Annotated in this window: 18 protein-coding genes; 5 read left to right on the plus strand and 13 right to left on the minus strand. The window is 65.7% G+C overall.

The genetic code is table 11. The features are described from left to right. Nucleotides 1–90: 90 nt before the first annotated feature. Nucleotides 91–612, plus strand: a complete 522-nt coding sequence (locus B0684_RS07930) for a DUF302 domain-containing protein (RefSeq protein WP_018176691.1) — start codon at nucleotides 91–93, stop codon at nucleotides 610–612. Nucleotides 613–688: 76 nt separating this feature from the next. Here B0684_RS07930 and B0684_RS07935 read toward each other — a convergent pair whose 3' ends face one another. Beyond that, complete coding sequence (locus B0684_RS07935) at nucleotides 689–2,644, minus strand: DEAD/DEAH box helicase (RefSeq protein WP_018650052.1); 1,956 nt, start codon at nucleotides 2,642–2,644, stop codon at nucleotides 689–691. 255 nt (nucleotides 2,645–2,899) lie between these two features. Here B0684_RS07935 and B0684_RS07940 point away from each other — a divergent pair, with 255 nt between their 5' ends. Next, nucleotides 2,900–3,253: a metalloregulator ArsR/SmtB family transcription factor gene (locus B0684_RS07940; RefSeq protein WP_018650053.1), complete on the plus strand. Its 354-nt coding sequence runs from the start codon at nucleotides 2,900–2,902 to the stop codon at nucleotides 3,251–3,253. A 103-nt stretch (nucleotides 3,254–3,356) separates the two neighbouring features. Here B0684_RS07940 and B0684_RS07945 read toward each other — a convergent pair whose 3' ends face one another. Next, nucleotides 3,357–4,436: a lipoate--protein ligase gene (locus B0684_RS07945; protein ID WP_018176693.1), complete on the minus strand. Its 1,080-nt coding sequence runs from the start codon at nucleotides 4,434–4,436 to the stop codon at nucleotides 3,357–3,359. 44 nt (nucleotides 4,437–4,480) lie between these two features. Next, complete coding sequence (locus tag B0684_RS07950) at nucleotides 4,481–6,619, minus strand: TonB-dependent receptor plug domain-containing protein (protein WP_018650054.1); 2,139 nt, start codon at nucleotides 6,617–6,619, stop codon at nucleotides 4,481–4,483. A gap of 144 nt (nucleotides 6,620–6,763) precedes the next feature. On the opposite strand from B0684_RS07950, the gene B0684_RS07955 reads away from it, so the two are divergent. After that, nucleotides 6,764–7,396: a MarC family protein gene (locus B0684_RS07955; protein ID WP_018650055.1), complete on the plus strand. Its 633-nt coding sequence runs from the start codon at nucleotides 6,764–6,766 to the stop codon at nucleotides 7,394–7,396. 70 nt (nucleotides 7,397–7,466) lie between these two features. Here B0684_RS07955 and B0684_RS07960 read toward each other — a convergent pair whose 3' ends face one another. Together B0684_RS07960 and B0684_RS07965 are read right to left on the minus strand one after the other, a co-directional pair. Further along, nucleotides 7,467–7,967 carry a GlcG/HbpS family heme-binding protein gene (locus B0684_RS07960; RefSeq protein ID WP_018176695.1) on the minus strand — a complete coding sequence of 167 codons (501 nt, stop codon included), beginning with the start codon at nucleotides 7,965–7,967 and terminating at the stop codon, nucleotides 7,467–7,469. A gap of 213 nt (nucleotides 7,968–8,180) precedes the next feature. Further along, a complete protein-coding gene (locus B0684_RS07965) occupies nucleotides 8,181–8,951 on the minus strand; it encodes a hypothetical protein (protein WP_018650056.1) in 771 nt (256 codons plus the stop codon). Between the two features lie 301 nt (nucleotides 8,952–9,252). Here B0684_RS07965 and B0684_RS07970 point away from each other — a divergent pair, with 301 nt between their 5' ends. Next, complete coding sequence (locus tag B0684_RS07970; RefSeq protein WP_018650057.1) at nucleotides 9,253–10,308, plus strand: NAD(P)-dependent alcohol dehydrogenase; 1,056 nt, start codon at nucleotides 9,253–9,255, stop codon at nucleotides 10,306–10,308. Here the strand turns inward: B0684_RS07970 and B0684_RS07975 are convergent. The 8 genes from B0684_RS07975 to B0684_RS08010 form a co-directional block, all read right to left on the minus strand. Further along, nucleotides 10,298–10,945, minus strand: a complete 648-nt coding sequence (locus B0684_RS07975) for a dienelactone hydrolase family protein (protein WP_018650058.1) — start codon at nucleotides 10,943–10,945, stop codon at nucleotides 10,298–10,300. The genes B0684_RS07970 and B0684_RS07975 overlap by 11 nt on opposite strands. Then, nucleotides 10,929–11,585, minus strand: coding sequence for a phosphoribosyltransferase (locus B0684_RS07980; RefSeq protein ID WP_018650059.1), 657 nt, complete (start codon nucleotides 11,583–11,585; stop codon nucleotides 10,929–10,931). The genes B0684_RS07975 and B0684_RS07980 overlap by 17 nt, the downstream gene beginning before the upstream one ends. A 131-nt stretch (nucleotides 11,586–11,716) precedes the next feature. Then, complete coding sequence (locus B0684_RS07985) at nucleotides 11,717–11,920, minus strand: YgaP family membrane protein (RefSeq protein WP_018145532.1); 204 nt, start codon at nucleotides 11,918–11,920, stop codon at nucleotides 11,717–11,719. A gap of 114 nt (nucleotides 11,921–12,034) precedes the next feature. Beyond that, nucleotides 12,035–12,238, minus strand: a complete 204-nt coding sequence (locus B0684_RS07990; protein WP_018169900.1) for a YgaP family membrane protein — start codon at nucleotides 12,236–12,238, stop codon at nucleotides 12,035–12,037. Between the two features lie 318 nt (nucleotides 12,239–12,556). Continuing rightward, nucleotides 12,557–13,861, minus strand: a complete 1,305-nt coding sequence (locus tag B0684_RS07995; protein WP_018169899.1) for a citrate synthase — start codon at nucleotides 13,859–13,861, stop codon at nucleotides 12,557–12,559. A 138-nt stretch (nucleotides 13,862–13,999) separates the two neighbouring features. Further along, entirely contained in the window at nucleotides 14,000–14,971 is a 972-nt protein-coding gene (locus tag B0684_RS08000; protein ID WP_018650060.1) for a GGDEF domain-containing protein, read from the minus strand. Nucleotides 14,972–15,027: 56 nt separating this feature from the next. Further along, complete coding sequence (locus tag B0684_RS08005) at nucleotides 15,028–15,978, minus strand: GGDEF domain-containing protein (RefSeq protein ID WP_018650061.1); 951 nt, start codon at nucleotides 15,976–15,978, stop codon at nucleotides 15,028–15,030. 35 nt (nucleotides 15,979–16,013) lie between these two features. Next, a complete protein-coding gene (locus B0684_RS08010; protein ID WP_018176702.1) occupies nucleotides 16,014–17,510 on the minus strand; it encodes an FAD-linked oxidase C-terminal domain-containing protein in 1,497 nt (498 codons plus the stop codon). An 81-nt stretch (nucleotides 17,511–17,591) separates the two neighbouring features. Here B0684_RS08010 and crcB point away from each other — a divergent pair, with 81 nt between their 5' ends. Continuing rightward, nucleotides 17,592–18,002 (plus strand): fluoride efflux transporter CrcB, encoded by a 411-nt coding sequence (gene crcB / locus B0684_RS08015; protein WP_018145538.1) that lies wholly within the window; start codon nucleotides 17,592–17,594, stop codon nucleotides 18,000–18,002. Nucleotides 18,003–18,048 lie beyond the last annotated feature (46 nt).

Genomic DNA, 18,048 nt, shown 5'->3' on the forward strand with positions numbered 1-18,048 from the left:
TGCATGCGCATGATCTAGATTCGCACTAGGGAGGGCCGCAAGGGCTTTCGGCCGGCGGGCTCTCCCGTCCACCCGAACCAGGAGTGCGCGATGAAAGTCTGGATGCTCGTGTTGTCGTTATTGCTGCTGCCGCTTCCGCTGGCCGCGTCCGAATCGACGGAGGGGGACGAGGCGCTGGATCCTGAAACGTTGCAACAGATGGTTCGGCAGAGTGCCGAGGTTTTCAAGATCGAAGATGGTGTCACCATCGACGAGGCCATCGAGTCGATGAAATTGCGGGCCAATCTGCGCAATTTCCAGGAGGTCGCCGATTTGCCGCTGTCGGATCAGGTGCAGGCAATGGGCGGCGAGGGCAATTACATGCGTATTCTCGCCTTCTGTGATGCCCTGATCGCCAACCAGATGGTGAAGCACGACATCATCTATGCGAGCTTTCTGCCCTGTCGTATCGCAGTGGTGGAGGATGACGAGGGGCAGGGCTGGATCGTCACCACCAACATGGACATGATGCTGCATGCGACGGATCTCCCCGAGGATCTCGAGGTCGTGGCCCGCGAGGTGCGCGACACGATCTACAGCATCGTCGAGGCGGGGCGCACCGGAGATTTCTGAACGTCCAAATGAAACGCCCGCGGCTCCTTTCGGAGGCCGCGGGCGTTGTCTGGCACGCGCCTTTGAGTTGCCGCGCTTAGCCGTTGGCGGCCTTGCGCTTGATCATCAGCGTGCCGTCCGCGCGCGAGCCGGTGTTCTTGGGCCCACTGGTACCCTTGCGCACGGGGCGTTTGCCGGGTGCGGCGGCATAGGCCGGGCGCTTGCCGTTGCCCGGGGCCGGGCCGCGCTTGGCCGGTGTGGGCTTGCTGGTCGGCTTGGACCTGCCGCTGGTCTCCGGCTTGTCACTGCGCGGCTTGGCGGTCTTGCGCGGCGCAGGCTTGCGAGCGTCGTCCTGGTTCGCGGCCTGGCCCGGGCGCGGGGCCTGAAGGGTCAGTTCCAGCTTGCGGTTGGCAATATGGATGTTGCCCAGGCGACGAATCGCGGCTTCGTCCAGCGACGCCGGAAGATCCACATGGCTGTGGTCGTCACGCAGGCCAATGCGGCCGATGTCGCGGCCGTTCAGGCCGCCCTCGTTGGCCAGCGCGCCAACGATGGCACCCGGCGCCACGCCGTTGTTGCGGCCGACCGGCATGTAGTAGCGCACCATGTCGGCTTCCGGTTCGCGATCCTTGCCGCGCGACGGACGCTCGCCCCGGGGCTTGCTGTCCCGGCGGTTGTCGCCGCGCTCGGAATAGGGGGCACGGGCGGCCGCCAGCAGCGGATCGGCGCCCTTCGTGGCGTTGGCATCCAGCGGGCTGCCGGCGGTGGCCAGTGCGACCAGGGCTGTGGCGAGTTCGCGCTCGGATACGCCACTGTCGGCCAGCAGGCGATCGACCAGGGCTTCGTGTCCGGAGTTCTGTTCGCTGCCCAGGAGGGCCTGAACGCGCTCGGCGAAGCGCGTCTCGCGGCGGGCCTGTACGGCCTGGCGGTCGGGCACCGGCTGTTCGCGCACCGGCTTGCCGGTGAGGCGTTCGATGTCTTTCAGCATGCGGCGCTTGCGCGGCTCCAGGAACAAGATGGCGCGGCCCTTGCGGCCGGCGCGACCGGTACGGCCGATGCGGTGGACGTAGACCTCGGCATCGCCGGGGGCGTCGAAGTTGAAGACGTGGCTGATGCGCGGCACATCGATGCCGCGGGCGGCAACGTCGGTGGCGACGATGACATCCAGACGGCCGTCGCGCAGGTCACTGACCACACGCTCGCGCTCGCCTTGTTCCATGTCGCCGTTCAGCGCGGACGCGGCGATGCCGGCCTGGCCGAGTGAATCGGCGATCTCGACCGTAGAGGCCTTGGTGCGGGCAAAGACGACCGCGCCGTCCAGGTCTTCCTCGGTCTCCATCAGGCGGGTCAGGGCCTCCACCTTGTGGCGGGCATCGACCAGGCAATAGCTCTGGTCGATGTCGGTGCCAGCCTCGTTGCCGGCGCCGATGCGGATCTCTTCCGGTTCGCGCATGTGGCGGTGCGCGATACGACGGATGGGCGCCGGCATGGTGGCGGAGAACAGGGTGGTCTGGCGCGCTTCGGGGGTCTGTTCCAGGATCCACTCGATCTCTTCGACAAAGCCCATGCGCAGCATTTCGTCGGCTTCGTCCAGCACCACGACGCGCAGGGCATCCAGGTTCAGGGTGCCGCGCTTGATGTGGTCCACCACGCGGCCGGGCGTACCGACCACGATCTGCGGGCCCTTGCGCAGGGCGCGCAGCTGTTCGCCCATCGGCTGGCCGCCGTAGACGGGCAGCACATCGATGCCGGAGAACTCGCGGGCGAATTCAGTCAGGGCGCCGGCGACCTGGTTGGCCAGCTCGCGCGTCGGGGCCAGCACCAGTGCCTGGGGCGCGCGCTTTCCGGCGTCCATCAGGTCAATCAGCGGCAGGCCGAAGGCCCCGGTCTTGCCGGTGCCGGTCTGGGCTTCGCCCAGAACGTCGCGGCCTTTCAGCAGCGCGGGGATGCAGGCGGCCTGGACCGGGGTCGGGGTCGTGAAGCCCATGTTCGACAGGGCATGAACCAGCGACTCGGAAAGCCCGAGCTGGGAGAAGGAGGGGGAATCAGACATTGAGGGTACTCACACAGGCCGGAAACGAAGGCCCGGCGAAAATCGGATGGCAACTGCCAACCCCGCATCATACACGAATCGAAGACGTAACGAGCGAAAACGTCGGACATCTTCCAGGGAGATGCGGCCGGATGTTCGAAATGCCGCAACCGGCTTGCTCGTCCTGGACTGGGGCGGAATCGTGGGGACGCCTATTCGTTGTTCCACTTGAGCTGTCGGGATATAGTTCGTCCAAGGATTTTTGCTGGATACGGTATGTCGCTTACCCCTACGGACCTGTTCAACTTGCTGGCCGACGAGACACGGCTTCGCTCGCTCTTGCTGATGCAGGCGGAAGGGGAGCTGTGTGTCTGCGAGCTGACCCACGCGCTGGAGATGTCCCAGCCGAAGGTATCGCGTCACCTGGCCGCTCTGCGCCATTATCAGGTGGTGCGGACCCGGCGCGAGAGCAACTGGATCTATTATCGGCTCTCGCCGGAGCTTCCTGAATGGGCCGCGGAGATCCTGAAGACTGCGGATGGTGCCGCCTCCCGAACGGAGCCGTACACAAGTGATCGCGACCGGCTCAACACCGCGCCCAGTCGTGCGGAGTGCCTGGATTCGGCCTAAGGGTCGTCGTACTCAGAAAGCTGCAATAACGTCAAAACGGCCGGACCACCAAGAGGGTGGTCCGGCCGTTTCTGTTTGGATGCGAAGCCTTGCGCGTGACCGCTCAATGAGGCTCGCGGTGGACGCAGGCGAGGATCGCCGTCGCGATGTCGCTGGCTTCGATGCCCGGGGCGTCCAGGCCGATCTCCTGCATGCAGGTGGTCGCAGCAGTCCGCAGGGCTTCTTCTTCCAGTGGCTGGCCGTGCAGGGCGTCGGCGATGCGGTCCATGCCGTCTTCCGGGAAGACCGTGAAATCGCCGGACAGCAGGAGATCGGCGATGTGGTCGTCCTTCTCCATCAGCTGGGCCCGGATCAGCCCGCCGGGGGCCTTGTGGGCACCTTCGGTCAGGTGGGTTCCGGCGGCGATCTTGACGCCCATCTCGACGAATTTGCGGCCCTTTCGGTAGGTCCATTCGGGGTCGGTCAGCTCGGCCATCTGTTCCTCGATGGCGGCGGTTTCCTCGGCGGTGGGTTCGCTCATCGCGACCTCGATGGCGAGGTCACTGGCTACGCGTTTCAGGAAGGCATCGCGCACGGTCTCGCGGGCAGGCATCTCGCCGAGTTCGCGTGACAATGTGGTGATGTAGTCCTCCATGCCGGCGCGCAGCTTGTCGCGGAACTTCTCCGAAGGGACCTTGAGGCAACGCGCCATGGTCGCGGTGTCGAAGTCGAACATGAAGCTGCCGACCATCACGGTGGCGTTGCCAATGCTGGCGGCACCCGTGCCACCGATCTTGCGTCCGTCCACGTGGATGTCGTTCACCGGGCGGAAGGTCGCGTTCACGCCCAGGTCCTGGTAGGTGTTGATCACCGGGTCGATGAACTTCTTGTAGATCTCGGAGACGATCCGCGGGGCCTTGGACGACGGATAGATGAAGTGGAAGAACATCTGGTTGTGGTCCAGATACACCGCACCGCCACCGACGTGGCGGCGGATGATCGGCAGGTCCTGTTCCTTGCAGAAGTCTTCGTCGGCCTCCAGGGCGATCTCCTGATGCAACCCGACGCAGACATACGGGTCGTCGGGGTTGACCAGGGTGAGCACCGGATCATCGTCCTTGCCCATGGCCTCGGCGATGCCGTGGTAGACCGCCTGGGAGCGCACGGCGGGCTGCTGGCCGAAATCGATTACGCGTAAACGCATGGTGTTGTCCTTGTCTTGTCTTGGGGGCGATGTCTGCGGCCGGTCTAGAACTCGGCGTTCCAGGTGAGCCCGAAGCTGCGGCCGGGGGCCCAGATGTCCTGTACGCCATTGGCCGGGTCCAGGCGTGCCTCGGTCATCTCGTTGACGTGCTCGCGGTAGGTCTTGTTGGCGATGTTGGTCACGCTAAAGGTGATCTCGTTGGAACGAAAGCCGGCGCTGGGCCCGAAGCGGTAGCCGACCGCGAGGTCGGCGGTGGCGAATCCGGAGGTGTTGCGTTCGCTGTTCTCCGTGAAGGTGTCGGCCGTCCGGCTCTGGCTCGCCACGGCCCGGATGCGGGCATCCCACTGCCAGCCCTGCGGGACAGAATGGCTGAGCCCGACGCTGGCCTCCGGCGGCGGCATCTGGGTCAGCGGCTCGTCAAAGCGGCTGTCGCGGTTCTCGCCGCGAATCCACGTGCCGCTCGCGTAGCCGGTGATCGCAGCGGTAAACGCGTGCTCCACCAGGGCTTCGATGCCGTGTATGCGGGCCTCGTCGAGGTTGATCGTCTGCTTGGTTTCGGAGCCGATTACTTCGCCACCTATGTAGTCGCGGATCCGGCTTTCGTAAGCGGATACGGTGTAGGAGGTCGCGCCGATCTGGCCGCGTGCGCCCACCTCGAACGTGCGGTTCCGTTCCGGGTCCAGCTGCGGATTGCTGAGCCAGGTGTAACCGTCGCTGTAGGGATAGGTGAGATAGCGTTCCAGCAGACTGGCAGAGCGATAGCCCTCGGAGAGGCTGAAGTAGGGGTTGAAGGCCTCATCCAGGTGCCAGGTCAACCCGGCCGACCAGCTGAGGTTACGGTCGGTCTTGTCGAGTGGGGGGGCGACCATGAACGCATCATCCGCTTTCCCGGAAATCTCGTCGTACCGAACACCAAGATTGACCGTGGCCCAGTCCAGGTAGGTCTCGTGCTGCGCGAATATCCCAACCGACTCAATGCGTCCGTTCTCTACCAAAGGCTGAGGCGTATCGATAAACGGATTGACATACTCGCCTGGTTGGAACTCATTGCTCTCGGTCCCGAAATACGATTCGGGGCTTGCACGAAGACGCCAGGCCTCGGCTCCGACCAGCAGGATCTGGTCGTCGGCGGGGACCAGTTCCGTCTGCACGCGAAGCCCGTCCGTAGTGAAGTCGGTATCCGACGTGCGGTAATCGCGGCCGAGTTCCGCGTTCCAATCGTAGTTGCCACGCGAGAGTTCGTGTCGGTACACCGAGGCTTCAACGCGAGGTGCCCAGTCGCCGGATAGCTCGCCCTCGTAACGAAGTTCGAAGAGATCGCGTGTCTGACGCGGGGTGTAGTGGGTATTAAGCCCCAGGGGCGGAGCAATGGGATTCGGTGAGGCGCTGGGTGGGGTTTCATTGAAGTTGCGCGAGGCGAGGTACCAGACGTCCTTGCGCTGGTCGCGCTGGGCGCGGAACTGGACCTCGTGGCCTGGTGCGAGCTTGCCGCGGTAGCGCAGGTGGTAGGCGTTCTGTTCGGTGCCGGAGTCGCGCAGACGGTCGCCGTCGCCGTTCTTGTAGTCGTCGGTGTTCAGGTAGGCGGTGGAGAGGTCCAGCACGTTGCGGTCGTTGGAGACGGTGACGCCGACCGCCCCGCGGATGCCTTCGTCGACCGAGGTGACGCCCAGGCGGGAGAAGCCGCGGGTCTCGGGTTCGTCGGTGAAATCGCCGCCGCGGGTGATGATGTTGATCACGCCGCCCATGGCACCGGCGCCGTAGAGCACGGAGCCCGGGCCGCGCACGATCTCGATGCGTTCGATCAGGTCGACGTTGACATAGGAAGCCAGCGAGCCGCGGGCCGGCGGCTGCATCGCATTGATGCGCACGCCATCGACCAGAACCAGCACCTGGTCGCGCTTCAGGCCACGAATGATCGGATCGGAGCCCACCGATCCGTCCACGGCCGTAGCGACACCCGGCTGGCCGCGCAGGAGGTCGCCCAGGGTGCGGGCCTCGCGGTTGCGGATTTCGCTGGCCTCGATCACGGTGACGGAGGACGGCGTCTCGTCGATCAGGGTCTCGTATCCGGTGGCCGTAACCGATACGGTGCCCAGTGTCTGAGCGGCCTCCTGGGCATGAGCGAGGGCGGGTGATGCAAGCAGACTGGCCAGCGTCAGATGACCGACAACACGACGTTTCATGACTCGATGGCTCCCCAATAAGCGTTTCAGAACGCGCTAAAGTAGGTTCGTCGATCACGAAGGGCAACTTAAACCCCGGATGGCCAGGCCCATTCCGGGCGTGTCATGGCCGTTGGAGAACAGCCGCCAGAGGAGGGATCCGCCATGCTGGAACTGGGAATCGTCGCGCTGGCCACGTTTTTCGTGACCATCGGGCCGGTGGATGTCGCGGTGGTATTCGCGGTCCTCAGTCGGGGCGTGGACCCAGCCCAGCGCCGTGCCATGGCCATCCGCGGGGCGGCGGTCGCGGGCGGCATCCTGTTGCTGTTCGCGCTGGTCGGGGAGGCGCTGCTGTCGCTGCTGGGGATCTCGCTGGCGGCGCTGTACACCGCGGGCGGGATCCTGCTTCTGTTGATTGGCATCGACATGGTGTTTGCCCGCAGCTCGGGCGCGGTGTCGGCCACGGCGGCCGAGACGCAGGAGGCGCGCACCCGCAAGGACTTGTCGATCTTTCCGTTGGCCACGCCCTTGCTGGCCGGCCCCGGCGCGATGGGGGCCGCGATCCTGATGATGAGCCGGGCCGAGGGCGACTGGGTGGCCCAGGCCGTGGTACTCGGGGCGTTGGTGGCCGTTATGGTACTTGCGCTGGTGTGCCTGCTGGTGGCGTCACGTCTGCAGCACTGGCTGGGCGTGACCGGCGCGCATGTGCTCACGCGCATTCTGGGCGTGCTGCTGAGCGCGCTCGCGATGCAGTTTATCTTCGACGGGCTTCAGCGAAGCGGTTTGCTCGGCGCCTGAACCGGCTCGCGTGGTCATGCGATGAACGGGGCCCCCCGCTCACGCGGGAAGGCCCCGGCAGATGGTGGGTTCAGAGCAGGTCTTCGGTGATGGCGTCGATGCCGGCTGCCGCGCACTCGTCATCGACCTGTCCGCTAGGGGCGCCGGAGATGCCGATGCCGCCGACAATCCGACCACCGGTGGTGATCTGCTTGCCGCCGCCCAGAGTGCTGACGCCCGGCAGGTGCTGGATGCCATAGCCGGCTGCCCCCGGTTCCGTCATCTCGCGAAGCTCCAGGGTGTCGGTGCGGAAGCTGACGGCAGTCCAGGCCTTGCGGATGGCGGTATCCACCGTGTGCGGACCGGCAAAGCGGTCGCGCTTCAGGGCCTGGGGGGTGCCATGTCGGTCGACCACGGCCGCAGTGACCTGGGTGTCGCGTTCGCGGCAGGCCTCGACCGCGGCCTCTGCGGCCTTGACCGCAAGCTCGGGGATCAGCGTTGGGGTGTCGAAGGTACCCTCGCTGGCGTGCAGGGGCGCGGCGGCAAACGCAAGGAAGATCGGGGCAGCAAGGCAGTAACGCAGGGTGGTCATGATGGGCCTCCAGAAAGCTGTGGTTTCGCAACTCTGATAACTAGATGCCCGGGCACCGCTCTTCAATGCGCCGAGACCCCGCGCTAAGTGGTATCCACTTTCGATCAGGTAAATCTGACTATTCGACAGTAAGGTACGGAAGAAGTCTTATAAAACGGATTGAATAACGCCACGCCTGGCGGGTGTGCAGCTGGGGCCCGTAGGACGGGCCGATCAGGCGGCGCCGCTCGCGGCTTCACGCTCGCGACGGGCGAGATCGCGCAATGCGTGGCGCAGGGCCGGGCGCAACGGGGTATTCAGGTGAGCCCTCGCTCGCGACGGCGGGATGGTGTGCCGCCGGCAGAACAACCCCAGGGCGTAGGCAAGGTCGTCGCGCGAGAGTGCGGTTTCGCGTTCGGCGCTCGGCCCCTTGCAGGCACCGCACTGATTCACGCGGACCTGGAAGGCGGTATTGGCCAGCATGACCCCGAAGCCCATTTGGGTGGCGAGGAGTTCCGCGATATGGGCCTCGTTACCCTCCAGGGCGGGTGGGGGCTCGCCAGCCGTGGCGAGCAGGCGCAAGGCGATCTCGCGCGCGAAGTGGGCAATCAGCGCCTGGGAATGGGCGACGAGCTCCGGGTCGTAGCGGATGCCGACGCCCCCGGAGTGGGGTTCCGCCGGGTTGCGGCTGGGTCGGGCCGTATTCATCGAATCCCAGGGGATGGGATCGTCCATCAGGTTTCCAGGGTGCACGAGCCGGAACGGGCTGTCTGCGAGCCCGGCATGTTCCAGCACGCGATCGAACACCAGTTGAGCCATGGCCTGGCGATTGTCGGCTTGCCCGGGGAAGTGCTCGGCCGTGGGCAGAACGAGGTGGGCCTTGCGCAGCATCGATCCCAGGTGTGGTTCGTTCCCGGCCCAATCGAAGATGGCGTGGATCCAGGCCCGGCTTTCGGGATCGAGGGCCGGGGCGCGTTGAAACAGGCGGGGAATGAGCGAGATCACAGGCGATCCTGAACAGCAGATGTAGGCTCATTGTAAGGGAGGCGAGCGGGGCGTCGCGATCAATCGGTGCCCGGGCGGGAAGATCGCGTGGCTGGCCTGCTATGTTTGATGAACAGGGTGTGCATGACGGCATGCCGCCCCTTGGGGAAAACGCTGGATGAGCCGGGCTTGCGGGTAGCACAGCGGCGAAGCAATCCATGAACAGCGGATGGCCAGGCCCGATTGATTGGCTCGCTGCGCTCGAAATCATGGAAAGCGGGTGGTTCAGTGTTTTTCCGGGAACGCTACAAAGGAGGTTGGTATGAGCACGATGAAGGCGGCAGTTTTTGTCGAACCCGGGCGGATCGAGTTGCAGGAGCGTCCAATCCCGGAGATCGGGCCGACGGACGCCCTGCTGCGGGTGACGACCACGACCATCTGCGGGACCGATGTGCACATCCTCAAGGGCGAATACCCGGTGGAGGCGGGCCGCATCGTGGGGCACGAACCGGTTGGGGTGATCGAACGCCTCGGGGACGCAGTGACCGGCTACGAGGTCGGCCAGCGGGTCATCGCGGGGGCGATCACGCCCTGCGGGCAATGCCATTCCTGCCAGGAGGGCATCTCCAGCCAGTGTGGTGGCAAGGCCATGGGTGGCTGGCAGCTGGGAAACACGATCGATGGCTGCCAGGCGGAGTACGTGCGTATCCCCAATGCGCAGGCGAATCTGACCCCGGTGCCGGATGGCCTGAGCGATGAGCAGGTTCTGATGTGTCCCGACATCATGAGCACGGGTTTCGGCGGCGCCGAGCATGGGCATATCCACATCGGCGATACCGTGGCCGTGTTCGCCCAGGGCCCCATCGGCCTTTGTGCCACGGCGGGTGCCAAGCTCATGGGGGCCACCCGGATCATCGTGGTGGACGGTGTGCCGGAACGCCTGGAGACCGCCCGCAAGCTGGGCGCGGATGTGGCGATCAACTTCCGCGAGCAGGACCCGGTCGAGACGATCATGGAGCTGACTGGCGGGCGCGGGGTCGATGTGGCCATCGAGGCCCTGGGGCAGCAGCAGACCTTCGAGGCCTGTCTGCGCATCCTGAAACCGGGCGGGACCCTTTCCAGTCTCGGGGTGTATTCGGGCAAGCTTTCCATGCCGCTGGATGCGATTGCAGCCGGGCTGGGCGATCACACCATCGTGACCACCCTGTGCCCCGGCGGGAAAGAACGCATGCGGCGGTTGATGGAGGTCGTCGCCTCGGGGCGCGTGGACCTGACGCCGATGGTGACGCACCGTTACAAGCTGGCGGATATCGAGACGGCTTACGAACTGTTCTCGCATCAACGCGACGGCGTGCTGAAGGTCGCCATTACGCCGTAGGCAAGCACTCGCTGAACCAGGCGGCCGCGAGTTCGGCTGCCTGTTCCAGCGTGCCCGGTTCCTCGAACAGGTGGCTGGCGCCGGGTACGATCTGGAGCTCGCAGCGCGCGTGCATAAGCGCCTGCGCCTGGCGATTCAGCTGAATCACCATGGTGTCGTCACCGCCCACGATCAGGAGGGTAGGGCTCTCGACTCGGGGCAGGGCGGCGCCCGCCAGATCCGGGCGCCCGCCGCGCGAGACAACGGCCCGGATGGTCTCCGGAGCTGCTGCAGCGGCCTGCAACGCTGCGGCGGCGCCGGTGCTGGCGCCAAACAGCCCGAGCGGCAGGGTTGCCAGGCGAGGCTGGACGGACGCCCATTGGCAGGCCTGCACCAGCCGCCGGCCGAGGAGTTCGATATCGAAGCGGTTGGCGTAGGTGCGATCTTCCTCTTCGGTGAGAAGATCGAACATCAGGGTGGCGATGCGGCTGGCCTGCAGTGTCCGCGCCACTTGATGATTGCGCGGGCTCAGGCGGCTGCTACCGCTGCCGTGTGCGAAAACGACGAGCCCAATGGGTCTCTCGGGCACGCCGAGAATCCCCTGGTGGACCTGGCCGTCCAGGGCGAGGTCGACGGACTGTTCATTCGCGCGAGACATCGGGGTTTTCCGCACGGTGGACGGAGGCCATCATCGCGATGACCGCGTCGTCGGAGACTTGTTCGAAATCGTCGTAGTACGCCCCCACCGAGCCGCGGTAGTACTCGGGGATGTCCAGGGTGACCAGTTCATCGACCTCGTTTTCCAGGAGCGCCGCGGTCTCCTCTGGTGCCACCGGGATCGCCACGACCAGATGGCGAGGCTGGCGCTGACGTGCGTCGCGGATCGCGGCGCGCATGGTGAGTCCGGTGGCGATCCCGTCGTCGACAATGATCGCCAGCTTGCCGCCAACGTCCGGGGAAGGCGTCGTGCAGTACAGTTGGCGCCTGCGCCGGGCTTCGGCGCGTTCGCGTGCCTCGGCCTGGTCCAGCCAGCCTGGATCGACGCGTTCCGCCTCGCGTGGATTGCAGACCGGTTCGCCCTGCTCGGGCACGGCACAGATCGCGTACTCGGGATGGAACGGGTGGCCGATCTTGCGCGGGATCAGGAGATCCAGGGGCATGCCCAGGTGCCGGGCGACGGCGATCCCCAGGGGGACTCCGCCGCGCGGCAAGGCATACACAACGCCGGGTTGGCCGCGATAGCGGTCCAGGGCATGTGCGAGTTGCTCGCCGGCTTCCTTTCGGTCTCGAAATCGCATTGGGCCTACCCTCAGCGTGAGTGGGTATCACCTGAAGTGTAGACAGGCGTTGATCACTCGCGGGCGGCGCAAACAAAAAGGCCCGGGACTAGCGGTGCCCGGGCCTTGGAAGGGGTGGGGACCCCTCGGTATTAGTTGAAGGCTTCCCCGGGCTTCACGCCCATCGCCTTCAGGATCATGGCCAGCGGGCAGAAGCCGGTGAAGGCGGACTGCAACAGGTTCGCGCCGACGAACAGGGTCAGGATCAGCCACATCGGGGTGAAGACCCACCCGAGGATGGCGCTGATGATCACGACGGTGCCGGCAAAGGCGAGGACAATGCGGTCAATGCTCATGGATGGTGTCTCCTGATTAAGTATTAGCGAAGTCTAATATGCAGTCTGACGCTCACGAACACAAGGGGCGCGCAGTCGATGGGGTTTCCTCGCCACCCACCGCGCGGGCCGGGTTCAGGGGAAGATTTCGCCGGGCTTGAGCCCCATGGATTTCAGGATCATCACCAGCGGGCAGAAGCCGGTAAACGAGGCCTGAATCAGGTGGATGCCCATGAAGACGGCGAGCAGCAGCCACCAGGGGCTGGCCAGCCAGGTGAGCAGTACGCTGATCAGGACGACAATACCGGCAAACAACATGAAGAAACGGTCGGTGGACATGAGCACTCCCTCCCTTGTTACTACCCAGTAGATAGCACCGGCGCGGGAGTTCGGCAAGCATCGGATCGGATGCCCGCCTGGGGTGGATGCGGATCAACGCACGCGTTCGCGCTCGCGCGGCAACACCGTCGGTGGGCAGAATCGGCCAAGCCCCGGCGTTCCATCGGTCGTGGGGTGGGTACTCCACGCTCCCCGATCTGCGTTGCGACCTCCAATGAGAGGACACAGGCCGGTAGCGCGTCTACCCGTCTGCGTGCCGTATCGGGTCGCGGAAAACACGGGGTGCCAACGCGGACCTGCGCATGGATCCGTGTCTCTCTAGCGTTCCTCGATGGAGGTGTAGTCGCGCGAGCGGTAGCCGGTGTAGAGCTGGCGCGGGCGGCCGATGCGGGATTCGGGATCCTGCATCATTTCGTTCCAGTGCGAGATCCAGCCGACGGTGCGGGCGAGGGCAAAGATCACGGTGAACATGTTCAACGGGATGCCCATCGCGCGCAGGATGATGCCGGAGTAGAAGTCCACGTTGGGGTAGAGCTTGCGCTCGATGAAGTAGTCGTCCTCCATCGCGATACGTTCCAGCTCCATGGCGACGTCGAACAGGGGCTGGTTATCGGCGCCCATGTCGCCCATCTCCGCCAGCAGGTCGTGGCACATCTTGCGGATGATCTTGGCGCGCGGATCGTAGTTCTTGTACACGCGATGGCCGAAGCCCATCAGGCGGAAGGAGTCGTTCTTGTCCTTCGCGCGGGCCACGAAGTCCTCCACGCTCTTGTCGGAGTGCACGATCTCCTCGAGCATGCGGATGACCTTCTCGTTCGCACCCCCATGCAGTGGACCCCAAAGCGAGGCGATGCCGGCGGAGATCGCGGCGAACGGGTTGGCCTCGGAGGAGCCGGACAGGCGCACGGTGGAGGTCGATGCGTTCTGCTCATGGTCGGCGTGCAGGATCAGGATCAGGTCGAGCGCGCGCACGAACACCGGGTTCGGCTGGTAGGGCTCGCTGGGCACGCCGAACATCATCGCCAGGAAGTTGGCGGTGTAGGACAGGTTGTTGTCCGGGTACATGAACGGCTGGCCGTTGGCGTACTTGTACGACCATGCGGCAATGGTGGGCATCTTGGAGATCAGCCGGTGCGCGGCGATGCGCCGATGTTCCGGGTTATGCACGTCCACGTTGTCGTGATAGAAGGCCGACAGCGCGCCAACCACGCCGACCATGATCGCCATCGGGTGCGCGTCGTGGCGGAAGCCGTCGAAGAAGCGGCGCACCGCCTCGTGCAGCATCGAATGCTCCTTGATGATGCGCGAGAAGTCGTGCAGATCGTCGGCGGCGGGCAGGTCGCCGTTCAGCAGCAGGTAGCAGACCTCGAGATAGGTGCTTTCCTCCGCCAGCTGCTCAATTGGGTAGCCACGGTAGAGCAGGGTGCCCTCGTCGCCGTCGATAAAGGTGACGTCCGAACGACAGCTGGCCGTGGACATGAACCCCGGGTCATAGGTGAAGTAGCCGAGCTCCTTGTACAGGGTGCGGACGTCCAGGCAGTTGGGGCCGTGCGAGCCCTCCTGGATCGGCAGCTCGATGCTCTTGCCGGTGGTGTTGTCGGTCAGCGTGACGGTTTTGCTCATGAAACGGCCTCGTAGCGAAGGGGTCGTCCGGATGCGGATTAGGTGAATGGTAAACCATCGACCGGCCCGCGGCAGAGGGGTGCGTGAAGTGTGTTGAGCTCGGAGGAAAAGGGCGATCGCGCTTGCCGCGCGAGGGCGTCAGGGCCCGGGGGTTCCGCGGCGCTGGCGCTTGTCGGCGTACATCGCGGCATCGGCGCTGGTCTGGGCCTCGGGCAGGGACCCGCTGACGGAGCGGCAGGCGTAACCGATGGACGCCGACACACCGGCCTCCTGCAGCACCGCCCGCAGCCGGTTCGCGATCCCGGGGAGGTGGTCGGCCGGCGTCTCCGGAAGCAGCACGCCAAATTCGTCTCCACCCAGGCGGGCAATGATGTCGATTTCGCGACTGGCATCCCGCAGGGCCTGGCCAGCCGCCTTGATCAATCGGTCGCCGGCGTCATGGCCTTCCTGGTCGTTGACGGTCTTCAGGTTGTCGAGGTCGATGGCGACGAGACCCGCCGGGAGGCTGTGATCCTGGCAGCGCTGTTCCTCGGCGCTCAACGCGAGTAGCCAGCCGCGCCGGTTGCAGGTGCCGGTGAGGGCGTCGTTGTAGGCCTCCAGTCGCAGGGCCTCGCGCTCGCGTTCCAGTTCGTCGATCTGGCGGCGCTGGCGGATCAGTGACTCGATGACGGTGACGGCGGCCTGGATCTGGTCGGATTGCGCTTCGATGTCGGCCGATATGGGCTCCGGATTCATCGCGCAAAGTACGCCATACATCTCGTATTCGTGGTCCTGTACCGGAAACCCGATGTAGCTGCCGATGGCGGGGGGATCGGGTTGTGCGGCGAGGGCTTCCTGGTAGGCGGGAACCTGTTGTACGTCCGGCGTGATTCGCGGGCCGCGTTCGGCGAGCATGCGGATGCAGAAGGAGTTGCTCCAGTCAAAGGCCGTGCCGGCCTGAATGCCGTACCCGTGGTCGTCGGCGCGCACCACGATCTGCTCGTTGCCCTCGATGCGGGTTAGCATCCAGACGTCCAGGGGGGCGATCCGGCGGAGCAGTTTCAGGACGTGATCGACCCCGAGGTTGAACGGCGAGGGCGCGGTATCGGGGGGATCGAAGATTCGGGCCATGGGGCATTCCGTCGAGACGGTGGGGGCGGCTGTTCGCCGCGCAGGATGGAAAAAGTCTAGGAGATCGCAGGTCGCGCTGCCGGTCGCAGTTCGCGTTCCGCGCGCTTCAGGGCGTGTTCCAGGCTTCCAGCACCGGGTTCGCGCATGGCGTGGCCAATGGCCGCGGGGATGGCCTTTGCGGACAGGGCCTGTCGGATGTGTTGCGCCCGCGCCGCCAGGGGTTGCGCCCTCAGGTCGATCGCGAGCAGGCCGAAGCGGGTGCCACCGAGTCGACCGATCAGGTCGCTGGGGCCTGCCAGGCCCTGCAGGGCGAGGATCGCGCGAACCAGTTCGGTGTCATCCTGAATGCCAGTGCTGTCCACGCTCGAGTCCCCGGGGAAGAGATCGAACAGGATGATGCCGGCGGGTTGGCCGCTCTGTTGGCAGCGGGTCTCCTCTGCGTCTACCGCGAGCTCCCAGCCGTGGCGGTTGAGCACGCCGGTCAGGGGATCACCGTGGGCGGCCAGGGCCGCGTGCTGTCGCAACCGGTCCAGCCCCTCGGCGCGCTGGCTGAGGCGCAGCAGGTGCCCCAGCGATCCTGCCAGGGCACGAACGACCGGCTCATGGTGTTCGATCGCGGGGTCCATGGGTTCGGGATGCAATCCGCAAAGCGTGCCGAAGAGTTCGCCATCGGCATCGTACAGCGGGAACCCGATGTAGCAGCCAATCGTTGCGATGTCATTGATCGGGGCACTGGCATAGGCTGGAACCGTGCGTGCGTCGGCGGCGATGTTCGGTCCGTCTCCGGCGTTCATGTGCACGCAGTAGGAGTGCTGCCAGCTGAATGCCGCCCCGGGACGGATGCGCGGTGCGTGGCCGTGGGTGTGCAATACCACCCAGTCGTCGGATTCGACCCGCGTGAGCATCCACATGTCCAGCGGGATCAACGCCTGCAGCGCCCTCAGGGTGGCGTCGACGGCTCCGGAGAAGTCGTCGGCCAGTGCGGTAGCAAGGGTGGCCCGGGGCATTGGAGGTTTAGCTCGGTTCGGTCGAGCCGGTCATCCTACAGGCGCGGGAGTTCTGGGTGCGACAGCTGCCCACCGTGGACGTGTTGGCGTCCGAACTCGGCGCAGCGGGCGAGGGTGGGGATGGCCTTGCCGGGGTTGAGCAGCCCGAGCGGGTCGAACGCGCGGCGCAGGTGGTGAAACTGCTCCAGTTCCGGCGCGGCGAACTGCACGCACATGCCGTCCAGCTTTTCCACGCCTACGCCGTGTTCCCCGGTGACGGTGCCACCCACCTCCACGCAGAGTTCGAGGATCTGCTGGCCGAAGGCCTCCGCCGTTTCCAGTTGCCCGGGCTGGTTGGCGTCGTAGAGGATCAGTGGATGCAGGTTGCCGTCGCCGGCGTGGAACACGTTGCACACGCCGAGGCCAACCTCGCGCGACAGGATGTTGATCCGTTCCAGCACCGTCCCGATCTGGTGGCGCGGGATGGTCCCGTCCATGCAGTAGTAGTCCGGCGAAATACGCCCGGCGGCAGGGAACGCGGCCTTGCGCCCGGCCCAGAACAATGCGCGTTCGGCGTCGTCGCGGGCGGTGTGCACCTCGGTGGCCCCCAGATCCAGGAGCTTCTGGCGTACCACCATGACGTCCTCGGAGACCTCGGCGTTGGTCCCGTCGAGTTCGCACAAGAGGATCGCGGCCGCCTCCACCGGGTAGCCGGCGTGGACGAAGTCCTCCGCAGCGCGGATGGCAGCGTTGTCCATCATTTCCAGCCCGGCGGGAATCAGTCCGGCGGCGATGATGCCTGCCACTGCGCGTCCGGCGGCCTCGGCCTGGTCAAAGCTGGCCAGCAGGACCTGGGTGCGCTCGGGGCGGGGCAGCAGCCGCACGGTGACTTCGGTGACGATGCCCAGCATGCCCTCCGAGCCAACCATGAAGGCGAGCAGGTCCAGTCCGGCACTATCCAGCGTCTTGCCGCCGAGGCGGATGATCTCGCCCTCGAGGGTGACCAGTTCCAGCCCGATCACGTTGTGCACGGTGAGTCCGTACTTCAGGCAATGCACGCCTCCCGCGTTCTCGGCCACGTTGCCGCCGATGGAACACGCGATCTGCGAGGACGGGTCGGGTGCGTAGTAGAGCCCCTGCGGGGCCGCCGCCTCGGAGATCGCGAGGTTGCGCACGCCGGGCTGGACGACCGCGCAGCGGTTGTCGGCATCGATCTCCAGGATGCGATTGAAGCGCGCCAGGGATAGCAGCAGCCCAGTCTCGCTGGGCAGGGCGCCGCCGGACAGCCCGGTGCCAGCCCCGCGTGGCACGATCGGGACCCCGTGCTCGCGACAAAGCCGGAGGCAGGTCAGCAGTTCCTCGTGGGTCCGTGGCAGGGCCACGGCCCCGGGGATCTGGCGGTAGGCGGAGAGACCGTCGCACTCATAGGCTCGGCGTTCCGCGGCCTCGACCACCAGGGCGTCCGAGGGCAGCTCGGTGGTCAGACCCTCAATGACCGCAGCCAGCGCCTGTGCGGCGGCCTCGGTCGGCGGTGTGGCGGGATGGGCGCTCATGACCTCGATGGTAGGGGTCTGCTGGGTCCGTGTGAGGTGATCGCATAAACTGTGGGTCTTTTCCGCAAGCGGGACGTGATGATGGGCATTGGGCTGGGCTCGTATCTGGCAGTGGCGGCAGGCGGTGCGCTGGGCTCGGCACTGCGGCTGGGGATGCAGGAGTGGATGGTGGCGCACTTCGGGCGTGCCTTCCCCTGGGGGACATTGAGCATCAACATCCTTGGCTCGTTCCTGATCGGTGTGCTGGCCGTGGTGCTGGTGGAGCGCCTGGAACTGCACCCGGCCTGGCGCTTGTTGCTGGTCGTCGGGGTGCTGGGTGGCTTTACGACATTCTCCACCTTCTCCCTGGAAGTCGTTCACATGGTGGATGTAGGCGCCTGGGCGCGTGCACTGGGCTACATGCTCGCGAGCCTGCTGGTCTGCGTGCTGGCTGCGGCAGCGGGGCTCCACGGAACTCGATTCCTGCTGGGGGTCGGGCCGGTCGCCTCGTGAGGGCATTGGCCGCGACCGTGGACGCCACGGGGCGGCAACCGTAGAC

The sequence above is a fragment of the Thioalkalivibrio versutus genome, assembly GCF_001999325.1.
GTDB classification, from domain to species: domain Bacteria; phylum Pseudomonadota; class Gammaproteobacteria; order Ectothiorhodospirales; family Ectothiorhodospiraceae; genus Thioalkalivibrio; species Thioalkalivibrio versutus.

Bases quoted from the DNA above. Each gene is read 5' to 3' on its own strand.
- B0684_RS07985 (WP_018145532.1), bottom strand. From the start codon at position 11,920: ATGAGCATTGACCGCATTGTCCTCGCCTTTGCCGGCACCGTCGTGATC.
- B0684_RS07995 (WP_018169899.1), bottom strand. From the start codon at position 13,861: ATGAGCAAAACCGTCACGCTGACCGACAACACCACCGGCAAGAGCATC.
- B0684_RS07955 (WP_018650055.1), top strand. From the start codon at position 6,764: ATGCTGGAACTGGGAATCGTCGCGCTGGCCACGTTTTTCGTGACCATC.
- crcB (WP_018145538.1), top strand. From the start codon at position 17,592: ATGGGCATTGGGCTGGGCTCGTATCTGGCAGTGGCGGCAGGCGGTGCG.
- B0684_RS07950 (WP_018650054.1), bottom strand. From the start codon at position 6,619: ATGAAACGTCGTGTTGTCGGTCATCTGACGCTGGCCAGTCTGCTTGCA.
- B0684_RS08010 (WP_018176702.1), bottom strand. From the start codon at position 17,510: ATGAGCGCCCATCCCGCCACACCGCCGACCGAGGCCGCCGCACAGGCG.
- B0684_RS07970 (WP_018650057.1), top strand. From the start codon at position 9,253: ATGAGCACGATGAAGGCGGCAGTTTTTGTCGAACCCGGGCGGATCGAG.
- B0684_RS07945 (WP_018176693.1), bottom strand. From the start codon at position 4,436: ATGCGTTTACGCGTAATCGATTTCGGCCAGCAGCCCGCCGTGCGCTCC.
- B0684_RS07980 (WP_018650059.1), bottom strand. From the start codon at position 11,585: ATGCGATTTCGAGACCGAAAGGAAGCCGGCGAGCAACTCGCACATGCC.
- B0684_RS08005 (WP_018650061.1), bottom strand. From the start codon at position 15,978: ATGCCCCGGGCCACCCTTGCTACCGCACTGGCCGACGACTTCTCCGGA.
- B0684_RS07960 (WP_018176695.1), bottom strand. From the start codon at position 7,967: ATGACCACCCTGCGTTACTGCCTTGCTGCCCCGATCTTCCTTGCGTTT.
- B0684_RS07935 (WP_018650052.1), bottom strand. From the start codon at position 2,644: ATGTCTGATTCCCCCTCCTTCTCCCAGCTCGGGCTTTCCGAGTCGCTG.
- B0684_RS08000 (WP_018650060.1), bottom strand. From the start codon at position 14,971: ATGGCCCGAATCTTCGATCCCCCCGATACCGCGCCCTCGCCGTTCAAC.
- B0684_RS07930 (WP_018176691.1), top strand. From the start codon at position 91: ATGAAAGTCTGGATGCTCGTGTTGTCGTTATTGCTGCTGCCGCTTCCG.
- B0684_RS07990 (WP_018169900.1), bottom strand. From the start codon at position 12,238: ATGTCCACCGACCGTTTCTTCATGTTGTTTGCCGGTATTGTCGTCCTG.
- B0684_RS07975 (WP_018650058.1), bottom strand. From the start codon at position 10,945: ATGTCTCGCGCGAATGAACAGTCCGTCGACCTCGCCCTGGACGGCCAG.
- B0684_RS07940 (WP_018650053.1), top strand. From the start codon at position 2,900: ATGTCGCTTACCCCTACGGACCTGTTCAACTTGCTGGCCGACGAGACA.